Origin of the sequence: Actinophytocola sp., from assembly GCF_035762905.1 — a bacterium.
GTDB lineage: Bacteria > Actinomycetota > Actinomycetes > Mycobacteriales > Pseudonocardiaceae > DASYTH01.
Window position 1 is genome coordinate 17,901 of sequence record NZ_DASUCC010000024.1, and the last position, 20,044, is coordinate 37,944.

General features: G+C 68.4%; 16 protein-coding genes and 1 pseudogene. All 17 read left to right on the top strand.

Annotated features, from left to right (window positions below; translation table 11 throughout):
* The first annotated feature begins 26 nt into the window (after positions 1-26).
* The 17 genes and pseudogenes from VFV67_RS02945 (at position 27) to rpsS (ending at position 20,025) form a co-directional block, all read left to right on the top strand.
* Positions 27-578 (top strand): hypothetical protein, encoded by a 552-nt coding sequence (locus tag VFV67_RS02945; protein WP_326466981.1) that lies wholly within the window; start codon positions 27-29, stop codon positions 576-578.
* Positions 579-598: 20 nt separating this feature from the next.
* On the top strand, positions 599-1,519 hold the full coding sequence (locus tag VFV67_RS02950; protein WP_326466983.1) for a hypothetical protein: 921 nt from the start codon (positions 599-601) through the stop codon (positions 1,517-1,519).
* Positions 1,520-1,875: 356 nt separating this feature from the next.
* Positions 1,876-5,373 carry a DNA-directed RNA polymerase subunit beta gene (gene rpoB / locus VFV67_RS02955; protein ID WP_326466985.1) on the top strand — a complete coding sequence of 1,166 codons (3,498 nt, stop codon included), beginning with the start codon at positions 1,876-1,878 and terminating at the stop codon, positions 5,371-5,373.
* An 83-nt stretch (positions 5,374-5,456) separates the two neighbouring features.
* Positions 5,457-9,359: a DNA-directed RNA polymerase subunit beta' gene (locus VFV67_RS02960; protein ID WP_326466986.1), complete on the top strand. Its 3,903-nt coding sequence runs from the start codon at positions 5,457-5,459 to the stop codon at positions 9,357-9,359.
* Positions 9,360-9,724: 365 nt separating this feature from the next.
* Positions 9,725-11,092: a SagB family peptide dehydrogenase gene (locus VFV67_RS02965; RefSeq protein ID WP_326466988.1), complete on the top strand. Its 1,368-nt coding sequence runs from the start codon at positions 9,725-9,727 to the stop codon at positions 11,090-11,092.
* Between the two features lie 23 nt (positions 11,093-11,115).
* On the top strand, positions 11,116-11,388 hold the full coding sequence (locus VFV67_RS02970; RefSeq protein WP_326466989.1) for a type II toxin-antitoxin system prevent-host-death family antitoxin: 273 nt from the start codon (positions 11,116-11,118) through the stop codon (positions 11,386-11,388).
* A complete protein-coding gene (locus VFV67_RS02975; protein WP_326466991.1) occupies positions 11,385-11,789 on the top strand; it encodes a type II toxin-antitoxin system VapC family toxin in 405 nt (134 codons plus the stop codon). The genes VFV67_RS02970 and VFV67_RS02975 overlap by 4 nt, the downstream gene beginning before the upstream one ends.
* Positions 11,790-12,029: 240 nt before the next feature.
* Positions 12,030-12,404, top strand: coding sequence for a 30S ribosomal protein S12 (gene rpsL, locus VFV67_RS02980; RefSeq protein WP_030473471.1), 375 nt, complete (start codon positions 12,030-12,032; stop codon positions 12,402-12,404).
* Between the two features lies 1 nt (position 12,405).
* Positions 12,406-12,876, top strand: a complete 471-nt coding sequence (gene rpsG / locus VFV67_RS02985; protein WP_325162112.1) for a 30S ribosomal protein S7 — start codon at positions 12,406-12,408, stop codon at positions 12,874-12,876.
* A 56-nt stretch (positions 12,877-12,932) separates the two neighbouring features.
* The gene (gene fusA / locus VFV67_RS02990) at positions 12,933-15,032 is read left to right on the top strand and encodes an elongation factor G (protein WP_326466993.1); all 2,100 of its coding nucleotides are present in this window, start codon (positions 12,933-12,935) and stop codon (positions 15,030-15,032) included.
* Between the two features lie 112 nt (positions 15,033-15,144).
* Positions 15,145-16,338, top strand: coding sequence for an elongation factor Tu (gene tuf, locus VFV67_RS02995; protein ID WP_326466994.1), 1,194 nt, complete (start codon positions 15,145-15,147; stop codon positions 16,336-16,338).
* A 232-nt stretch (positions 16,339-16,570) separates the two neighbouring features.
* Complete coding sequence (gene rpsJ / locus VFV67_RS03000; RefSeq protein WP_003938093.1) at positions 16,571-16,876, top strand: 30S ribosomal protein S10; 306 nt, start codon at positions 16,571-16,573, stop codon at positions 16,874-16,876.
* A gap of 13 nt (positions 16,877-16,889) precedes the next feature.
* Positions 16,890-17,540: a 50S ribosomal protein L3 gene (rplC, locus tag VFV67_RS03005; RefSeq protein WP_326466995.1), complete on the top strand. Its 651-nt coding sequence runs from the start codon at positions 16,890-16,892 to the stop codon at positions 17,538-17,540.
* Positions 17,540-18,220: pseudogene (rplD, locus tag VFV67_RS03010) on the top strand (50S ribosomal protein L4); the annotation flags it as partial. The gene rplC and the pseudogene rplD, both read left to right, overlap by 1 nt.
* 356 nt (positions 18,221-18,576) lie before the next feature.
* The gene (rplW, locus tag VFV67_RS03015) at positions 18,577-18,876 is read left to right on the top strand and encodes a 50S ribosomal protein L23 (RefSeq protein WP_326466996.1); all 300 of its coding nucleotides are present in this window, start codon (positions 18,577-18,579) and stop codon (positions 18,874-18,876) included.
* A 13-nt stretch (positions 18,877-18,889) separates the two neighbouring features.
* A complete protein-coding gene (gene rplB / locus VFV67_RS03020; RefSeq protein ID WP_326466997.1) occupies positions 18,890-19,726 on the top strand; it encodes a 50S ribosomal protein L2 in 837 nt (278 codons plus the stop codon).
* A gap of 17 nt (positions 19,727-19,743) precedes the next feature.
* The gene (rpsS, locus tag VFV67_RS03025) at positions 19,744-20,025 is read left to right on the top strand and encodes a 30S ribosomal protein S19 (protein ID WP_325162118.1); all 282 of its coding nucleotides are present in this window, start codon (positions 19,744-19,746) and stop codon (positions 20,023-20,025) included.
* The last annotated feature ends 19 nt before the right edge of the window (positions 20,026-20,044 follow it).

Consider the following 20,044-nt stretch of genomic DNA (forward strand, 5'->3'; position numbering starts at 1 on the left):
ACCAGCCTGACTACCCTGGAGTAGCAATGACAAGTGTGGACGACGGCGTGGAACCGGGCGCACACCGGCGCTGGGCGAACCCACTGCTGCTCGGCGCGGTCGCCCTGGCCGTCGCGGCCGTGGTGGTCGCCGTCTGGTTCGGCGTTTCCTGGTTGCGGGCCAGCAACGACGACACCCTGGCAAGGGCCACGGCTCGGGACGAGGTGGACCGGGTGGCCCGGCAGGCGATCATGACGTTCCAGACGCTGGACTACCGCAAGGTGGACGAGAGCCTGGCCAACTGGGAGGCGGCGTCCACCGGCGACCTGCACAACGACGTGGCCGGCCGCAAGGAGTCCAGCAGGCAGGCGATCGTGGACGCGAAGACGGTGACCACGGCCCAGGTGCTCTCGCTCGCGGTGACCGATCTGAACGAGTTCGAGGGCAAGGCCTCGGTGATCGCCGCCGCCGTTGTGGACGTGGCGACCGAGGGCCAGCAGCCGGCCAAGAAGTACATGCGGATCCAGGGTGCGCTGCAGCGCACCGCCGACGGCTGGAAGTTGTCCGCCGTCGGCTATGTCGATCCCGCCCGCTCCTGACCTGATCGAGAGGATCCGCGTTGCCTCCCACCCGTCGCCACCCCAGAACCCCGACCCCACCGCCCCGGCGCCCCCGGGTGGCCGGTCTGCGCCGGCCGGCCGACCCGCAGCGGACCGCGCCGGCCGACGCCCCGGACCCGGCCGAGCCGGCCACCCCGGACCCGGTTGACGCCGCCGATCCGGCGATCGAGGAAACCCTGGTCGTCGGGTCGGTGATCGGCGACGACACCGACGACCGGGAGCCAGAGGACGACGACCTCGCCGCGCCGAAACCCCGGCCCCGCCCGGCCGGCAAGCGCCGGGACGCCGGCACCACCCAGCCCGACGACCTGGCCGAGGCGGAGGCCGAGGCCGGGACCGCCTACCAGGACCTCGCCGAGCCGGTGCCGCGCCGGGCCAGCCCGTACGCCCTCGCGATCGTGCTGGTCGTGGTGGCGGTGCTGGCGGCCGGCCTTGCGGTCTGGTTCCGCGGCGAGGCGAACAGCGCCCGCGAGTCGGCCGACGTGAACAACGCGGCGCTGACCGATCCGGCGGCCGCCAGCGAGCTGGTCGCGCAGCTGCGCGGTGCGCTGGAGCAGGTGCTGTCCTACAACTACACCGACCTGGAGCGCACGGCGAACGCGGCGCGGGAGCACCTGGCCGGCAAGGCGCCGTGCGAGTACGAGCAGCTGTTCGGCGAGGTGCGCAAGCTCGCGCCGGAGCAGAAGATCGTGGTCAGCGCCCAGGTGCGGGAGATCGGGCTGGTCCGGCTTGAGGGCGACCGGGCGGTGCTGCTGGCCTTCGTCGACCAGCGGTCCACCCGGGCCGACCAGAACCAGACCGCGGTCAGCGGGGCGCAGTTCAACGTCAACGCCGAGCGCCAGGACGGCCGGTGGAAGATCACCGGCTTCGACCTGCTCGGGCAGCCCCTAGCGGACGGGAAGGCCGCGCCGCAGTGCTAGAGCACCGCTGGTGTCCCGGGGCTGGAATCGCTCCAATCGACCGCGACCCGCGGCGTTTCCCCAGGTCGGCATGCACGGAGAGTAGCCAATACCTCGACTAGAGGTAGGGATCATGGTGCGGCATCTTGACTCGGCGGCGCCGCAGGGTCACGCTGTTTGTCAGCGCGCACTCCAGCGAGAGGATTCCCTTGAGCGGCGGGCCTGGACAGTCGCCGGTTTGATGGCTAGACTGCCCCTTTGCGCTGCCCACTTTCGCATGCCCTAGACTGGTGGGTACCACCGCACCCTGTGCCAGACGCGCTACCTCCCGCTAGCGCGGCTGCGCAGACCGCTCATAGTCCCTGGAAGGACGCATCTTGGCAGTCTCCCGCGCGACCAAGGCCACTGCGACCAATTCCACTGCATCGAACTCAGGAATCCCCGGCGCGCCCCGGCGTGTGTCGTTCGCGAAGATCCGCGAGCCGCTGGGTACACCCAACCTGCTGGACCTGCAGATTCAGTCGTTCGAGTGGTTCACCGGAGCCGAGTCCTGGTTTCAGCGACGCATCGACGCCGGTGACGACAACCCTATCGGGGGCCTCGAGGAGGTCCTGAACGAGATCTCCCCCATCGAGGACTTCTCCGGCTCGATGTCCCTTTCCTTCTCCGACCCGCGCTTCGATGAGGTCAAGGCCTCCGTCGAGGAGTGCAAGGACAAGGACATGACCTACGCGGCGCCGCTGTTCGTCACCGCGGAGTTCACCAACCACACCACCGGCGAGATCAAGAGCCAGACGGTGTTCATGGGCGATTTCCCGGTGATGACCGACAAGGGCACGTTCATCATCAACGGCACCGAGCGGGTCGTGGTCTCCCAGCTCGTCCGTTCCCCCGGCGTCTACTTCGACACCAGCGTGGACAAGACGACCGACAAGGACGTGTTCAGCGTCAAGGTCATCCCGAGCCGCGGTGCGTGGCTCGAGTTCGACGTCGACAAGCGCGACACCGTCGGGGTCCGGATCGACCGCAAGCGCCGTCAGCCGGTGACCGTGCTGCTCAAGGCGCTCGGCTGGAGCACCGAGCAGATCCGTGAACGCTTCCACTTCTCCGAGACGCTGATCGCCACGCTGGACAAGGACCACACGGCCGGCACCGACGAGGCGCTGCTGGACATCTACCGCAAGCTGCGCCCGGGTGAGCCGCCGACCAAGGAGAGCGCGCAGACCCTGCTGGAGAACCTGTTCTTCAAGGAGAAGCGGTACGACCTGGCCAAGGTGGGCCGGTACAAGGTCAACAAGAAGCTCGGCCTTGCCGTGCCGGTCGAGACCGGCGTGCTCAGCGAGGACGACATCGTCACCGCGATCGAGTACCTGGTCCGGCTGCACGCCGGCGAGACCACGATGCCGGCCGCCGGTGGCGACAACGAGACCGTCCCGGTCGAGGTGGACGACATCGACCACTTCGGCAACCGGCGGCTGCGCACCGTCGGCGAGCTGATCCAGAACCAGATCCGGGTCGGTCTGTCCCGGATGGAGCGGGTCGTCCGGGAGCGGATGACCACCCAGGACGTCGAGGCGATCACGCCGCAGACCCTGATCAACATCCGGCCGGTCGTGGCCGCGATCAAGGAGTTCTTCGGCACCTCGCAGCTGTCCCAGTTCATGGACCAGACCAACCCGATCGCCGGGCTGACGCACAAGCGCCGGCTCTCCGCGCTGGGTCCCGGCGGCCTGTCCCGGGAGCGGGCCGGCATGGAGGTCCGCGACGTCCACCACTCGCACTACGGCCGGATGTGCCCGATCGAGACCCCGGAAGGCCCGAACATCGGGCTGATCGGCTCGCTGTCCTCCTACGGGCGGGTCAACCCGTTCGGCTTCATCGAGACGCCCTACCGCAAGGTGGTCGAGGGCCAGGTCACCGACCAGATCGACTACCTGACCGCGGACGAGGAGGACCGGCACGTCATCGCGCAGGCCAACGCGCCGCTCGACGACCAGAACCACTTCGCCGAGGAGCGCGTCCTGGTCCGCAAGAAGGGCGGCGAGGTCGAGTTCATCGAGCCGTTCGACGTGGACTACATGGACGTCTCGCCGCGGCAGATGGTCTCGGTGGCCACCGCGATGATCCCGTTCCTCGAGCACGACGACGCCAACCGCGCCCTGATGGGTGCGAACATGCAGCGTCAGGCGGTCCCGCTGCTGCGCAGTGAGTCGCCGCTGGTCGGCACCGGCATGGAGCTGCGCGCCGCGGTGGACGCCGGCGACCTGGTGGTGGCCACGAAGTCCGGTGTGGTCGAGGAGCTGTCCGCGGACTTCATCTCGGTGATGGCCGACGACGGCACCCGGCGCACCTACGGCCTGCACAAGTTCCGCCGGTCGAACCAGGGCACCTGCATCAACCAGAAGCCGATCGTGGCCGAGGGTGACCGGGTCGAGGCGGGTCAGGTGATCGCCGACGGTCCGTGCACCGAGAACGGCGAGATGGCGCTCGGCAAGAACCTGCTGGTCGCGATCATGCCGTGGGAGGGCCACAACTACGAGGACGCGATCATCCTCTCCCAGCGCCTGGTGGAGGAGGACGTGCTCACCTCGATCCACATCGAGGAGCACGAGATCGACGCCCGGGACACCAAGCTCGGCGCCGAGGAGATCACCCGGGACATCCCGAACGTCTCCGAGGAGGTGCTCGCCGACCTCGACGAGCGCGGCATCATCCGGATCGGCGCCGAGGTCGGCGCCGGCGACATCCTGGTCGGCAAGGTCACCCCGAAGGGCGAGACCGAGCTGACCCCGGAGGAGCGGCTGCTCCGCGCGATCTTCGGCGAGAAGGCCCGCGAGGTCCGCGACACCTCGCTGAAGGTGCCGCACGGCGAGACCGGCAAGGTCATCGGCATCCGGGTGTTCAGCCGGGAGGACGAGGACGAACTGCCCCCGGGCGTCAACGAGCTGGTCCGGGTGTACGTGGCGCAGAAGCGCAAGATCCAGGACGGGGACAAGCTCGCCGGCCGGCACGGCAACAAGGGCGTGATCGGCAAGATCCTCCCGGTCGAGGACATGCCGTTCCTGCCGGACGGCACGCCGGTGGACGTCGTGCTGAACACGCACGGCGTGCCGCGCCGGATGAACATCGGCCAGGTGCTGGAGACGCACCTCGGCTGGATCGCCAAGCAGGGATGGCAGATCGACGGCGACCCCGGCTGGGCGAACCGGCTGCCGGAGGAGCTCTACTCGGCCGAGCCCGGCACGAACACCGCGACGCCGGTGTTCGATGGGGCCAAGGAGGACGAGATCACCGGTCTGCTCGGCTCGACGCTCCCGAACCGGGACGGCGAGCGGCTGGTCGGCGAGGACGGCAAGGCGACGCTGTTCGACGGCCGCTCCGGCGAGCCGTTCCCGTTCCCGGTCGCGGTCGGCTACATGTACATCCTCAAGCTGCTGCACCTGGTCGACGACAAGATCCACGCCCGGTCCACCGGCCCGTACTCGATGATCACCCAGCAGCCGCTCGGTGGTAAGGCGCAGTTCGGTGGCCAGCGCTTCGGTGAGATGGAGTGCTGGGCGATGCAGGCCTACGGCGCCGCGTACACGCTGCAGGAACTGCTCACGATCAAGTCCGACGACGTGCTCGGCCGGGTCAAGGTGTACGAGGCGATCGTCAAGGGCGAGAACATTCCGGAGCCCGGGATCCCCGAGTCGTTCAAGGTGCTGCTCAAGGAGCTGCAGTCGCTGTGCCTCAACGTCGAGGTGCTCTCCAGCGACGGTGCCGCCATCGAGATGCGCGACTCCGACGACGAGGACCTCGAGCGCGCCGCGGCCAACCTCGGCATCAACCTGTCCCGCAACGAATCGCCGTCAGTGGATGACGTCGTGAACTAGTACCGCGCCGCGCCGGGTGCTCCGTGCACCCGGCGCAGGCCCGATCCCCGTCAGACATACCAACAAAAGGGGAAAGAACCGACGTGCTAGACGTCAACTTCTTCGATGAGCTCCGCATCGGCCTGGCGACCGCTGACGACATCCGCCAGTGGTCCTACGGCGAGGTGAAGAAGCCCGAAACCATCAACTACCGCACCCTGAAGCCGGAGAAGGACGGGCTCTTCTGCGAGAAGATCTTCGGCCCGACCCGGGACTGGGAGTGCTACTGCGGCAAGTACAAGCGCGTCCGCTTCAAGGGCATCATCTGTGAGCGGTGTGGCGTCGAGGTGACCCGTGCCAAGGTCCGCCGGGAGCGGATGGGCCACATCGAGCTGGCCGCGCCGGTCACCCACATCTGGTACTTCAAGGGCGTGCCGAGCCGGCTCGGCTACCTGCTCGACCTCGCGCCGAAGGATCTCGAGAAGATCATCTACTTCGCCGCGTACGTGATCACGACGGTGAACACCGAGCAGCGGCACGCCGACCTGCCCAGCATGGAAGCCGACATCGGTGTCGAGCGCAAGCAGGTCGAGGCCAAGCGGGACGCCGACATCGAGGCGCGCGCGCAGAAGCTGGAGGCCGACCTGGCCCAGCTCGAGGCCGAGGGCGCCAAGAGCGACGTCCGCCGCAAGGTCAAGGAGGGCGGCGAGCGGGAGATGCGCCAGCTCCGCGACCGGGCGCAGCGCGAGCTGGACCGGCTCGAGGAGATCTGGACCACCTTCACCAAGCTCGAGCCGAAGCAGCTGATCGCCGACGAGCAGCTCTACCGCGAGCTGACCGACCGCTACGGCGACCACTTCACCGGCTCGATGGGCGCCGAGGCGATCCAGAAGCTGGCCCACGACTTCGACGTCGAAGCCGAGGCCGACAACCTGCGCGACACGATCCGCAACGGCAAGGGGCAGAAGAAGCTCCGCGCCCTCAAGCGGCTCAAGGTGGTCGCCGCGTTCTCGCAGACCAGCAACTCGCCGATGGGCATGGTGCTGGACTGCATCCCGGTGATCCCGCCGGACCTGCGGCCGATGGTTCAGCTCGACGGTGGCCGGTTCGCCACCTCGGACCTGAACGACCTGTACCGCCGGGTGATCAACCGGAACAACCGGTTGAAGCGGCTGATCGACCTGGGTGCGCCCGAGATCATCGTCAACAACGAGAAGCGGATGCTGCAGGAGGCCGTCGACGCGCTGTTCGACAACGGCCGGCGCGGCCGTCCGGTCACCGGCCCGGGCAACCGGCCGCTGAAGTCGCTGTCCGACCTGCTCAAGGGCAAGCAGGGCCGGTTCCGTCAGAACCTGCTCGGCAAGCGGGTCGACTACTCCGGCCGGTCGGTCATCGTGGTCGGTCCGCAGCTCAAGCTGCACCAGTGCGGCCTGCCCAAGGCCATGGCACTCGAGCTGTTCAAGCCGTTCGTGATGAAGCGGCTGGTCGACCTCAACCACGCGCAGAACATCAAGTCCGCCAAGCGGATGGTGGAGCGGGCCCGGCCGGCGGTGTGGGACGTGCTCGAGGAGGTCATCACCGAGCACCCGGTGATGCTCAACCGGGCGCCGACGCTGCACCGCCTGGGCATCCAGGCCTTCGAGCCGCAGTTGGTCGAGGGCAAGGCGATCCAGCTGCACCCGCTGGTCTGCGAGGCGTTCAACGCCGACTTCGACGGCGACCAGATGGCGGTGCACCTGCCGCTTTCCGCCGAGGCCCAGGCCGAGGCGCGAATCCTGATGCTGTCGTCGAACAACATCCTGTCGCCGGCGTCCGGGCGTCCGCTGGCCATGCCCCGACTGGACATGGTCACCGGCCTGTTCCACCTGACCCGGCTCAAGGACGAGGGCATCGGGGCCGGACAGGCGTTCTCCTCACCGGCCGAGGCGATCATGGCCTTCGACCGCAAGTCGATCGAGCTGCAGTCGCCGATCAAGGTCCGGATCCACGACCGCACCCCGGCCGGCACCGACCGGCCGGAGACCTGGGAACCGGGCACCGCATGGCTGGCCGAGACCACGCTGGGCCGGGTGCTGTTCAACGACCTGCTGCCGGAGGACTACCCGTTCATCAACGAGGCGATGCCGAAGAAGCGGCAGGCCGCGATCGTGAACGACCTGGCCGAGCGGTACCCGATGGTCACCGTGGCCCGGACGCTGGACAAGCTCAAGGACGCGGGCTTCTTCTGGGCCACCCGGTCCGGGGTCACGATCGCCATCTCGGACATCGTGGTGCCGCCGAACAAGCAGGAGATCCTGGACTCCTACGAGCTCAAGGCCGACGCGGTCGAGAAGCGCTACCAGCGCGGGCAGCTGTCCCACTCCGAGCGCAACAACGAGCTGGTCAAGGTGTGGGGCCAGGCGACCGAGGAGGTCGCTCGGGCCATGGAGGACAACTTCCCCGAGGACAACCCGATCCCGATGATCGTGAAGTCGGGTGCGGCGGGCAACATGACCCAGGTCCGGTCGCTGGCCGGGATGCGTGGTCTGGTGTCCAACCCGAAGGGTGAGTACATCCCGCGGCCGATCAAGAACAACTTCCGCGAGGGCCTGTCCGTGCTGGAGTACTTCATCGCCACGCACGGTGCCCGGAAGGGTCTGGCCGACACCGCGCTGCGGACCGCCGACTCGGGTTACCTGACCCGGCGTCTGGTGGACGTGTCGCAGGACGTCATCGTCCGCGAGGTCGACTGCGGCACCAGCCGCGGCATCGTGATGACCATCGGCGAGGCCGGCGCGGACGGCGGGATCGTGCGCGACCAGCACGTGGAGACCAGTGTCTACGCGCGCACGCTGGCCGAGGACATCACCGACGAGGCCGGCAACGTGCTGCTCAACCGGGGCGACGACCTCGGCGACCCGGCGATCGAGAAGCTGGCCAACGCGGGCGTCACCAAGGCCAAGGTGCGCAGCGTGCTGACCTGCGAGTCGGCGGTCGGGGTGTGCGCCACCTGCTACGGTCGGTCGATGGCCACCGGGCAGCTGGTGGACGTCGGCGAGGCGGTGGGCATCGTGGCCGCGCAGTCGATCGGTGAGCCGGGCACGCAGCTGACCATGCGTACCTTCCACCAGGGCGGTGTCGCCGGTGAGGACATCACCACCGGTCTGCCGCGTGTCCAGGAGCTGTTCGAGGCCCGCGTGCCGAAGGGCAAGGCGCCGATCGCCGACGTCGACGGCCGGGTGCGGATCGAGGACGGCGACCGGTACTGGAAGATCACGCTGATCCCGGACGACGGCAGCGAGGAGATCGTCCTGGACAAGCTGTCCAAGCGGCAGCGGCTGGCGCTCACGCCGGACGGTGCTCCGCTGGCCGACGGCGATCACGTGCGCGTCGGGCAGCAGCTGCTCGAGGGCACCCCCGACCCGCACGAGGTGCTGCGGGTCATGGGTCCCCGCGAGGCCCAGCTGCACCTCGTCGACGAGGTGCAGAAGGTCTACCGGGCCCAGGGTGTGTCCATCCACGACAAGCACATCGAGGTGATCGTCCGGCAGATGCTGCGCCGGGTGACCATCCTCGACTCCGGTGCGGCCGAGTTCCTTCCCGGTGCGCTCATCGAGCGGTCCGAGTTCGAGCGGGAGAACCGCAGGGTCGTCGCCGGTGGCGGCGAGCCCGCCTCCGGCCGCCCGGTGCTGATGGGCATCACGAAGGCCTCGCTGGCCACCGACTCGTGGCTGTCCGCCGCGTCCTTCCAGGAGACCACCCGCGTGCTCACCGACGCCGCCATCAACGGCCGCTCGGACCAGCTCGTCGGCCTCAAGGAGAACGTGATCATCGGCAAGCTCATCCCCGCCGGCACCGGCATCAACAAGTACCGGAACATCCAGGTGCAGCCGACCGAGGAGGCCCGGGTCGCCGCATACGCGATCCCGTCCTACGACGACGGCTACTACACCCCGGACGTCTTCGGCACCGGCACAGGTCCGGCCGTCCCGTTGGACGACTACGACTTCGGCCGCGACTACCGCTAACCACCCCACCCCGACGAAGGCCGCCCTCCCCAGGGCGGCCTTCGCCATGCGGAAAACGGGTCCGGCATCCGAGGTCCCTCTTCGGTCCGGTGAGTTCCGGGCTCCGGCCTCCGAGTGCCGATTTCGTGGCTTGCGGACTTGCAGATAGCAAATCGCGGATCGGGAATGGCAGCATGCGGTTGCCCCCGGCGATTCGCCGGGAATCGCCGGAATGGCGGCAGCTGACGGATCTGGCCGCCCTTCTGGGCGGAATTAGCCGTCTCAACGGCGGTTTCGGTTGCCGCATGACCTGTCTTACCGTCAGCAGACCAGGTTGGGCCTCCTCGCGCCAACTCGGTCGAGGAGGTGCGTGCGGTGGGACCTTGGTGAGCGAGGGGAACTGCGCTCGGCACCTTCGGCTCCGCCCGGCGGTGTTCGTGGCCACCGGGGCGGATGGGCAGGTCGCGCTGCTGCGCGGAGCCGGGTGGGGGGAGCACATCGGGGTGCTGAGCGCGGGCCAGCGGGAACTGCTCGGGGAGCTCGCGGCGGATGAGCACCCGGAGGCGGCACTGCTCGACCGGTTCGGGCCCGGGACGGCGGCACTGCTGGACCGGTTGCGGGCCGGCGGGTGGCTGACCGCCCGGCTCTCCTTTCGGAACCGGTCGCTGATCACCGTCCGGCCCCTTGGACCGCACCTGGAGCCCCGGGCCGCTCCGCTGCGGGCGCCGCGGTTGTCCAGGTTCGCGCTCATGCGGCGCGCCGGCGACGAGTTGGTGTTGGAGTCGCCGCGGTGCCGGGCCTCGGTGGAGATTCACGACCTGGACGTCCTGACCGTGCTGCACCGGATGGCGGGCTCGGCGGAGCCGTGTGTTCCGGCCGGGCTGACCGCCGGCGTGGTCGCGGAGCTGGTCGGCGAGCTGGCCTGGTACGGCTTCGTCCGGGACGCCGAGGAGGACATGCGCGCCGATCTGACCACCGAGCAGTGGAGCCCGCACGAGCTGTGGTTCCACGCGCGCAGCCGAGCCGGGTACCACGACGAGCCGTTCGGCCTCACGCGGTGGGCCGACGGGCGGCACGCGCCGCTGCCGGCCCGGCGGGCACCCTGGGCGGTGGAGGCCGCGCTGCCGCTGCCGGTGCCGGACGGTGCCGAGCGAGCCGGGATGCCGTTCGCGGCCGTGCTGGAGGCCAGGCGGTCGGTCCGGGAGCCGGACGACGAGCACCCGCTCACCGTCGCCCAACTGGGTGAGTTTCTGCACCAGGCGGCCGGGGTCCGCCGGGTGCTCCGGGACGACCGGAACGAGGTGTCGCTGAGGCCGAGCCCGTCCGGCGGTGCGCTGCACGGCCTGGAGATCTATCCGGTGGTCACGCAGGTGACGGGCCTGGCGTCCGGCATGTACCACTACGACCCGTTCGGTCACCGGCTCGAACCGGTTCCGGCCGCCGAGCCCGCCGTGCGCCAGCTGGTCTGGCGGGCCGCCGAGGCGGCCGGCGGCGGCCGCTCGCCGCACGTGCTGCTGGTCTGCACCGCCCGGTTCGGCCGGGTGATGTGGAAGTACCAGAGCATGGCCTATGCCCTGATCCTCAAGGACCTCGGCGCCCTGCTGCAGACCATGTACCTGGTCGCCACCGCGATGAACCTCGCCCCCTGCGCCATCGGCACCGGCGACTCCGACCTGTTCGCCCAGGCCACCGCCCTCAATCCCCTGGAGGAGGCGAGCGTTGGCGAGTTCATGCTCTCCAGCAGGACAACGTAGTACCGCCGTACTATCCTGCGGTCATGGAGCAGGTCCCCGTACGCGTGCTGAACCAGGACACCGCCGGCGTACTGGCCCGGGTGGAGAACGGTGAGGTGGTCGAGATCACCAGCCGCGGCAAGCCGATCGCCCGGATCATCCCGATCGTCCCTCGGGAGATCGAAGGCCTGGTCGCCGCCGGGCGCCTGATCCCGGCCACCGACCGCACCCCGTTCCCGATGCCGCCCGGCGACGTCGATGAGACCGGCTCCGCGTCGGCCGCGCTCATCGCCATGCGGGAAGAGGAGCGTTGGTGATCTATCTGGACAGCTGCGCGATCGTCAAGTTGATCGCCCCGGAGACTGAGACCCCGGCGCTGGTCGGCTGGCTTGATGACCACCCTGGCGAGCGGGTGACCTCGGCGCTGTCCGAGATCGAGGTACCGCGGGCACTGCGCCGGGCCGCCCCACGTCGGCTCGGCATCATGTCGGGCGTGCTGTCTAGAATGGCCCGGTTCGAGGTCGACGCGCCGGTCCGGGCTACGGCCGCCGCGTACATGGATTCCACCCTGCGTTCGCTGGACGCCATCCACCTGGCGACCGCCGAGAATCTCACCGCGTCCGGCATGCGGATCAGCGCGTTCGTGACCTACGACAAGCGGCTGGGAACAGCGGCGGCGGAGTCGGGGTTGACCGTGGTGGCACCCGGGGCGGTGTGAGGGGACCCCGCTTTGACCTCGGTTGGCGGGGGAAGGTATCTTACCTACTTGTGCCCGACTCTTGTCGGGTCGGTCGGTGTGCCTGGGCGTGACGCTGGGCATGTCGAGTTCCTCGCGAACCCCAGAGGATTATTCACCCGAACGGGTGCCTGACTAGGGCGACACGCCCGACCTCGGGGTACGGGGGGACCGGGGAACACACAAGGCAAACATGCGACGTTGAGAAGAGAAAGCCGGTCTATGCCCACGATCCAGCAGCTGGTCCGCAAGGGCCGCCAGGACAAGGTCGCCAAGCAGAAGACTGCGGCTCTCAAGGGGAGCCCGCAGCGGCGTGGCGTGTGCACCCGCGTGTACACCACTACCCCGAAGAAGCCGAACTCCGCGCTGCGCAAGGTCGCGCGTGTCAAGCTGACCAGTGGCATCGAGGTCACGGCGTACATCCCGGGGGAGGGCCACAATCTCCAGGAGCACTCGATGGTCCTGGTCCGCGGTGGCCGGGTGAAGGACCTGCCTGGCGTGCGTTACAAGATCATCCGCGGCTCGCTGGACACGCAGGGCGTCAAGAACCGCAAGCAAGCCCGCAGCCGGTATGGAGCGAAGAAGGAGAAGAGCTGATATGCCACGCAAGGGTCCGGCCCCCAAGCGGCCGCTGATCTCCGACCCGGTGTACAGCTCTCCGCTGGTCACCCAGCTGGTGAACAAGGTGCTGCGGGACGGCAAGCGCTCCGTCGCGGAGCGCATCGTGTACGGGGCGCTCGAGGGTGCCCGCGACAAGACCGGCACCGACCCGGTGGTCACGCTCAAGCGCGCGCTGGACAATGTCAAGCCGACCATCGAGGTGAAGAGCCGGCGGGTCGGTGGTGCCACCTACCAGGTGCCGATCGAGGTCAAGCCCGGCCGCAGCACCACCCTCGCGCTGCGCTGGCTGGTCAACTTCTCGCGGCAGCGCCGGGAGAAGACCATGGTGGAGCGGCTCATGAACGAGCTGCTCGACGCGAGCAACGGACTCGGGGCGAGCGTGAAGCGCCGCGAGGACACCCACAAGATGGCGGAGTCCAACAAGGCCTTCGCCCACTACCGCTGGTGATTCGGTGCCGGCCCACCGGCCGGCGCTGACGCTGTACAAGACAGGGGAACAGACCCGTGGCACTCGACGTGCTCAACGACCTGGCCAAGGTCCGCAACATCGGGATCATGGCTCACATCGACGCGGGCAAGACCACCACGACCGAGCGGATCCTCTTCTACACCGGGATCAACTACAAGATCGGCGAGGTGCACGAAGGCGCCGCGACGATGGACTGGATGGAGCAGGAGCAGGAGCGCGGCATCACGATCACGTCCGCCGCGACCACGTGCTTCTGGGACGGCCACCAGATCAACATCATCGACACGCCTGGCCACGTCGACTTCACCGTCGAGGTGGAGCGCTCGCTGCGGGTGCTGGACGGGGCCGTTGCCGTCTTCGATGGCAAGGAGGGCGTCGAGCCGCAGTCCGAGCAGGTCTGGCGGCAGGCCACCAAGTACGACGTGCCGCGGATCTGCTTCGTCAACAAGATGGACAAGCTGGGCGCCGACTTCTTCTTCACCGTGCGCACGATCTCCGAGCGCCTCGGTGCCCGCCCGCTGCCCATCCAGTTGCCGATCGGCGCGGAGAGCGCGTTCGAGGGCGTCATCGACCTGGTCGAGATGCGCGCGCTGTACTGGCACGGCGAGGTCAAGAAGGGCGAGGACTACACGGTCGAGGAGATCCCGGCCGAGTTGCTCGAGCAGGCTCAGGAGTACCGCGAGCGGCTGATCGAGGCGGTCGCGGAGGCCGACGACGATCTGATGGAGCTCTACGTCGCCGGTGAGGAGCTCACCGTCGATCACATCAAGGCCGGCATCCGCAAGCTCACCATCGCCCGCGAGGCCTACCCGGTGCTGTGCGGCTCGGCGTTCAAGAACAAGGGCGTGCAGCCGATGCTGGACGCGGTCATCGACTACCTGCCGTCCCCCGCGGACGTGCCGGACGTCGAGGGCCTGCTGCCGGACGGCGTCACCACCCGCACCCGCAAGCCGAGTGTCGAGGAGCCGTTCTCGGCGCTGGCCTACAAGATCGCCGCGCACCCGTTCTTCGGCAAGCTGACCTATGTCCGGGTCTACTCCGGCAAGGTCACTCCGGGCTCCCAGGTGATGAACTCCACCAAGGAGCGCAAGGAGCGCATCGGGAAGCTCTTCCAGATGCACGCCAACAAGGAGAACCCGGTCGACGAGGCCCGCGCCGGCCACATCTACGCGATGATCGGTCTGAAGGAGACGACCACCGGCGACACGCTGTCCGACCCGGCCAACCCGATCGTGCTGGAGTCGATGACGTTCCCGGAGCCGGTCATCTCGGTGGCCATCGAGCCGAAGACCAAGGCCGACCAGGACAAGCTGTCCACCGCCATCCAGAAGCTCGCCGAGGAGGACCCGACCTTCCGGGTCAGCCTGAACGAGGACACCGGCCAGACGATCATCGAGGGCATGGGGGAACTGCACCTCGACATCCTGGTCGACCGGATGCGGCGGGAGTTCAAGGTCGAGGCCAACATCGGCAAGCCGCAGGTGTCGTACCGCGAGACCATCCGCAAGACGGTCGAGAAGTTCGAGTACGTGCACAAGAAGCAGACCGGTGGCTCGGGCCAGTACGCGAAGGTCATCATCAAGCTGGAGCCGTTGCCCACTTTGGACGGTGCGCTGTACGAGTTCGAGAACAAGGTCACCGGTGGCCGGGTTCCGAAGGAGTACATCCCGTCGGTGGACGCCGGCGCCCAGGACGCCATGCAGTACGGCGTGCTGGCCGGATACCCGCTGGTGGGCATCAAGGTCACGCTGCTCGACGGGTCCTACCACGAGGTGGACTCCTCCGAGATGGCGTTCAAGATCGCCGGTTCGATGGCGCTCAAGGATGCCGCCAGGCAGTCCTCCCCGGTGCTGCTCGAGCCGATGATGGCGGTCGAGGTGACCACGCCCGAGGACTACATGGGCGACGTCATCGGTGACCTGAACTCCCGGCGTGGGCACATCCAGGCCATGGAGGAGCGCAGCGGGACCCGCGTCGTCCGAGCGCTGGTGCCGCTGTCCGAGATGTTCGGGTACGTCGGCGACCTGCGGTCCAAGACCCAGGGTCGGGCGAACTACTCGATGCAGTTCGACTCCTACGCGGAGGTTCCGACGAACGTCGCGAAGGAGATCATCGCCAAGGCGACTGGCGAGTAATACAGATCCGGTGCGGAGCCGGACGGGGCTTGCCTCTATGGTTCCGCACTACCGAACCTGACAACGCGGTCGGCCACGGCAGCGTAAGAACAAGTCCAGGAGGACGAAGAAAGTGGCGAAGGCGAAGTTCGAGCGGACCAAGCCGCACGTCAACATCGGGACCATCGGTCACATCGACCACGGCAAGACGACGCTGACCGCGGCGATCTCGAAGGTCCTGCACGACAGGCACCCGGACCTCAACCCGTTCACGCCGTTCGACGAGATCGACAAGGCGCCCGAGGAGAAGGCCCGCGGCATCACCATCTCCATCGCGCACATCGAGTACCAGACCGAGAAGCGGCACTACGCGCACGTGGACTGCCCGGGTCACGCCGACTACATCAAGAACATGATCACCGGTGCGGCGCAGATGGACGGCGCGATCCTGGTGGTGGCGGCGACCGACGGCCCGATGCCGCAGACCCGTGAGCACGTGCTGCTGGCCCGCCAGGTCGGTGTGCCCTACATCGTGGTGGCGCTGAACAAGGCCGACATGGTGGACGACGAGGAGATCCTCGAGCTGGTCGAGCTGGAGGTCCGCGAGCTGCTGTCCAGCCAGGACTTCCCGGGCGACGACCTGCCGGTGGTCCGCGTCTCCGCGCTGAAGGCGCTTGAGGGCGACGCCGAGTGGGGCGCCAAGCTCATGGAGCTGCTGGACGCGGTGGACGAGAACGTGCCGGAGCCGGTCCGCGAGACCGAGAAGCCGTTCCTGATGCCGATCGAGGACGTGTTCACGATCACCGGCCGCGGCACCGTGGTGACCGGCCGGGTCGAGCGCGGCATCGTCAAGGTCGGCGAGGAAGTCGAGATCGTCGGCATCAAGGAGAAGTCCCAGAAGACCACGGTCACCGGCGTCGAGATGTTCCGCAAGCTGCTCGACCAGGGCCAGGCCGGGGACAACGTCGGTCTGCTGCTGCGCGGTATCAAGCGCGAAGAGGTCGAGCGCGGCCAGGTCGTGGTGAAGCCGGGCACGAACACCCCGCACGTGGAGTTCGAGGCCAACGTGGTCATCCTGTCCAAGGACGAGGGCGGGCGGCACACGCCGTTCTTCAACAACTACCGCCCGCAGTTCTACTTCCGGACCACGGACGTGACCGGCGTGGTGACCCTCCCCGAGGGCACCGAGATGGTCATGCCGGGCGACAACACCGAGATGAAGGTCGACCTCATCCAGCCGATCGCGATGGAAGAGGGTCTGCGGTTCGCCATCCGCGAGGGTGGCCGCACCGTGGGCGCCGGCCGGGTCACCAAGATCATCAAGTAACCACCCCAGTTTGGGACGCCATCTTTCCATGTGGCATCCTTGACAGGTTGCTCGTTGTCGGGCGGCCGGTCGGTTCACCAGCCGGCCGCCCTGACGCGAGTTCGGCCCGTCTCCGGCGGGCCCTCCCAATGACCACCCCCAACGGCACGGCCAAGGGGTCGGTCTGCGCGACGGGCGCGACACACCCGACCGCGTGGACCGGAGCGGCACTCAAGAAGGACGGCAAGCCACCATGGCGGGACAGAAGATCCGCATCAGGCTCAAGGCCTACGACCACGAGGCGATCGACGCGTCCGCGCGCAAGATCGTCGAGACCGTGACACGCACCGGTGCTCGGGTCGTCGGGCCGGTGCCGCTGCCCACCGAGAAGAACGTCTACTGCGTCATCCGCTCGCCGCACAAGTACAAGGACTCGCGCGAGCACTTCGAGATGCGCACGCACAAGCGTCTGATCGACATCCTCGACCCGACGCCGAAGACGGTCGACGCGCTGATGCGCATCGACCTGCCGGCCAGCGTCGACGTCAACATTCAGTGAGGCCTGAGTAGTTATGTCTGACAGGCAGATGAAGGGGATCCTGGGCACCAAGCTCGGGATGACCCAGGTCTTCGACGAGAACAACCGGATCGTGCCGGTGACCGTCATCAAGGCCGGGCCGAACGTGGTCACCCAGATCCGGACCAAGGACAGCGACGGCTACGCGGCCGTGCAGCTGGCGTTCGGCGCCATCGACCCGCGCAAGGTGAACAAGCCGCGCACCGGGCACTTCGACAAGGCGAAGGTCACGCCGCGCCGGTTCCTCGCGGAGCTGCGCACCACCGACGCGGACAGCTACGAGGTGGGCCAGGAGATCACCGCCGAGGTGTTCGAGCCGGGCACCGTGATCGACGTGACCGGCACCAGCAAGGGCAAGGGCACCGCCGGCGTGATGAAGCGGCACGGGTTCAAGGGTCTCGGCGCTAGCCACGGCACCCAGCGCAAGCACCGCAGCCCGGGCTCGATCGGCGGCTGCGCCACGCCCGGCCGGGTGTTCAAGGGCCTGCGCATGGCCGGCCGGATGGGCCACGTCCGGGTCACCACGCAGAACCTGACCGTGCACCAGGTGGACGCCGACGCCGGCCTGATCCTGATCAAGGGCGCAGTCCCCGGCCCCAAGGGTGGCCTGGTGTTCCTCAAGAGCGCCGCGAAGGGTGATGCGTAGTGACCACCAGCGTTGAGGTCAAGACCCCGGACGGCAAGACCGACGGCACCGTCGAGCTGCCCGACGAGATCTTCGACGCCCAGGCCAACATCGCGCTGATGCATCAGGTCGTGGTCGCTCAGCAGGCCGCGGCCCGGCAGGGCACGCACGACACCAAGACCCGCGGCGAGGTTCGCGGCGGTGGCAAGAAGCCGTACCGGCAGAAGGGCACCGGCCGGGCCCGCCAGGGTTCGACCAGGGCGCCGCAGTTCGCCGGCGGTGGTGTCGTGCACGGCCCCACGCCGCGCGACTACAGCCAGCGCACGCCGAAGAAGATGAAGGCGGCGGCCCTGCGCGGCGCGCTGTCCGACCGGGCGAGGGCGGGTCAGCTGCACGTGATCAGCGGCCTGGTCGACGGGGACATCCCGTCCACCAAGGCGGCCCGCAAGGCGCTCGAGGCGGTCACGGCGGCCAAGCGCCTGCTGCTGGTGCTGACCAAGGACGAGGACGTCAACTGGGTGTCCGCGCGCAACCTGCCGAACGTGCACATCCTCTCGCCCGACCAGCTCAACACCTACGACGTGCTGGTCAACGACGACGTGGTGTTCTCCCGGACGGCGCTGGACGCGTTCCTGGCCGGCCCGGTCTCGGCGACCCTGCCGAAGGCCAGGGGCTACGCGCGGGAGAGCGAGGTCGCCGAGGAGCCGAAGGCCAAGCCGGCCAAGAAGGCCAAGGCGGAAACCGCCAAGGCGGACACCGCGAAGAAGGAGCCCGCGAAGAAGGAGCCGGCCAAGAAGGAGTCCGCCAAGAAGGCGGACGCCGAGCCGGCCGCGGCGGAGACCGACTTCGGTCCGGGCAGCCACGCCCCGCTCGAGGACGGCTCGGAGCCGGAGGGCTACCCGATCAAGGGCAACACCTCCTCGAAGCTGTACCACGTGCCGGGTAGCTCGCACTACAACCGGACCGCCGCCGAGGTGTGGTTCGCCACCGAGGAGGACGCCGAGAAGGCGGGCTTCCAGCTGCCGCCGTCGCAGCGGAAGGCCAAGGAGGACAAGGAATGATTCCCGACCCCCGCGACATCCTGCTGGCGCCGGTGATCTCCGAGAAGTCCTACGGGCTGCTCGAGGAGAACAAGTACACCTTCGTGGTCGCCCCGCACGCGAACAAGACCGAGATCAAGATCGCGGTCGAGAAGGTGTTCGGCGTCCAGGTGGTCAGCGTGAACACGCTCAACCGGCAGGGCAAACGCAAGCGCACCCGCACCGGGTACGGCAAGCGCAAGGACACGAAGCGCGCGATCGTCACGCTGACCGCGGACAGCAAGCCGATCGAGATCTTCGGCGGACCGGCCTCGTAAGGACTGAGTACACATGGGTATTCGCAAGTACAAGCCGACGACGCCGGGCCGTCGTGGTTCCAGCGTCTCGGACTTCGCCGAGATCACCCGGGACCACCCGGAGAAGTCGCTGGTCCGCCCGCTGCACGGCAAGGGCGGCCGCAACGTGCACGGCAAGATCACCACGCGGCACAAGGGCGGCGGCCACAAGCGGGCCTACCGGCTGATCGACTTCCGGCGGCACGACAAGGACGGCGTTCCGGCCAAAGTCGCGCACATCGAGTACGACCCGAACCGCACCGCCCGGATCGCGCTGCTGCACTACGCCGACGGCGAGAAGCGCTACATCCTCGCGCCGGAGAAGCTGCGCCAGGGGGACAGGATCGAGAACGGTCCGCGGGCCGACATCAAGCCGGGCAACAGCCTGCCGCTGCGCAACATCCCGGTCGGCACCGTGGTGCACGCGATCGAGCTGCGGCCGGGCGGCGGGGCCAAGATCGCCCGTTCGGCCGGTGCCAGCGTGCAGCTGGTCGCCAAGGAGGGCCCGTACGCCCAACTGCGGATGCCGTCCGGCGAGATCCGCAACGTGGACGTGCGCTGCAGGGCGACGGTCGGCGAGGTCGGCAACTCCGAGCAGGCCAACATCAACTGGGGCAAGGCCGGCCGGATGCGGTGGAAGGGCAAGCGCCCGACCGTGCGCGGCGTGGCCATGAACCCGGTGGACCACCCGCACGGCGGTGGTGAGGGCAAGACCTCCGGCGGTCGGCACCCGGTGAACCCGAAGGGCAAGCCCGAGGGCCGCACCCGTCGCAAGGGCAAGCCGAGCGACCGCATGATCGTCCGCCGCCGCCGTACCGGCAAGAAGCGCTGAGCAGGGAGGAGTAAGACATGCCGCGCAGCTTGAAGAAGGGCCCGTTCGTCGACGACCACCTGCTCAAGAAGGTGGACGTGCTCAACGAGTCGGGCAAGAAGACCGTGATCAAGACCTGGTCCCGCCGGTCCACGATCATCCCGGACATGCTGGGCCACACCATCGCGGTGCACGACGGCCGCAAGCACGTCCCGGTCTTCATCACCGAGTCCATGGTCGGGCACAAGCTGGGGGAGTTCGCCCCCACCCGCACGTTCCGGGGCCACGTCAAGGACGACCGCAAGGCGCGCAGGCGCTAGGCCAGACAAGTAAGGGAAA

Excerpts from the sequence above, each read along its gene's own strand:
- VFV67_RS02945 (WP_326466981.1), top strand. The coding sequence starts at position 27 with ATGACAAGTGTGGACGACGGCGTGGAACCGGGCGCACACCGGCGCTGG.
- VFV67_RS02970 (WP_326466989.1), top strand. The coding sequence starts at position 11,116 with ATGGAGCAGGTCCCCGTACGCGTGCTGAACCAGGACACCGCCGGCGTA.
- rpsL (WP_030473471.1), top strand. The coding sequence starts at position 12,030 with ATGCCCACGATCCAGCAGCTGGTCCGCAAGGGCCGCCAGGACAAGGTC.
- rpsG (WP_325162112.1), top strand. The coding sequence starts at position 12,406 with ATGCCACGCAAGGGTCCGGCCCCCAAGCGGCCGCTGATCTCCGACCCG.
- rpsJ (WP_003938093.1), top strand. The coding sequence starts at position 16,571 with ATGGCGGGACAGAAGATCCGCATCAGGCTCAAGGCCTACGACCACGAG.
- rplC (WP_326466995.1), top strand. The coding sequence starts at position 16,890 with ATGTCTGACAGGCAGATGAAGGGGATCCTGGGCACCAAGCTCGGGATG.
- rplW (WP_326466996.1), top strand. The coding sequence starts at position 18,577 with ATGATTCCCGACCCCCGCGACATCCTGCTGGCGCCGGTGATCTCCGAG.
- rplB (WP_326466997.1), top strand. The coding sequence starts at position 18,890 with ATGGGTATTCGCAAGTACAAGCCGACGACGCCGGGCCGTCGTGGTTCC.
- rpsS (WP_325162118.1), top strand. The coding sequence starts at position 19,744 with ATGCCGCGCAGCTTGAAGAAGGGCCCGTTCGTCGACGACCACCTGCTC.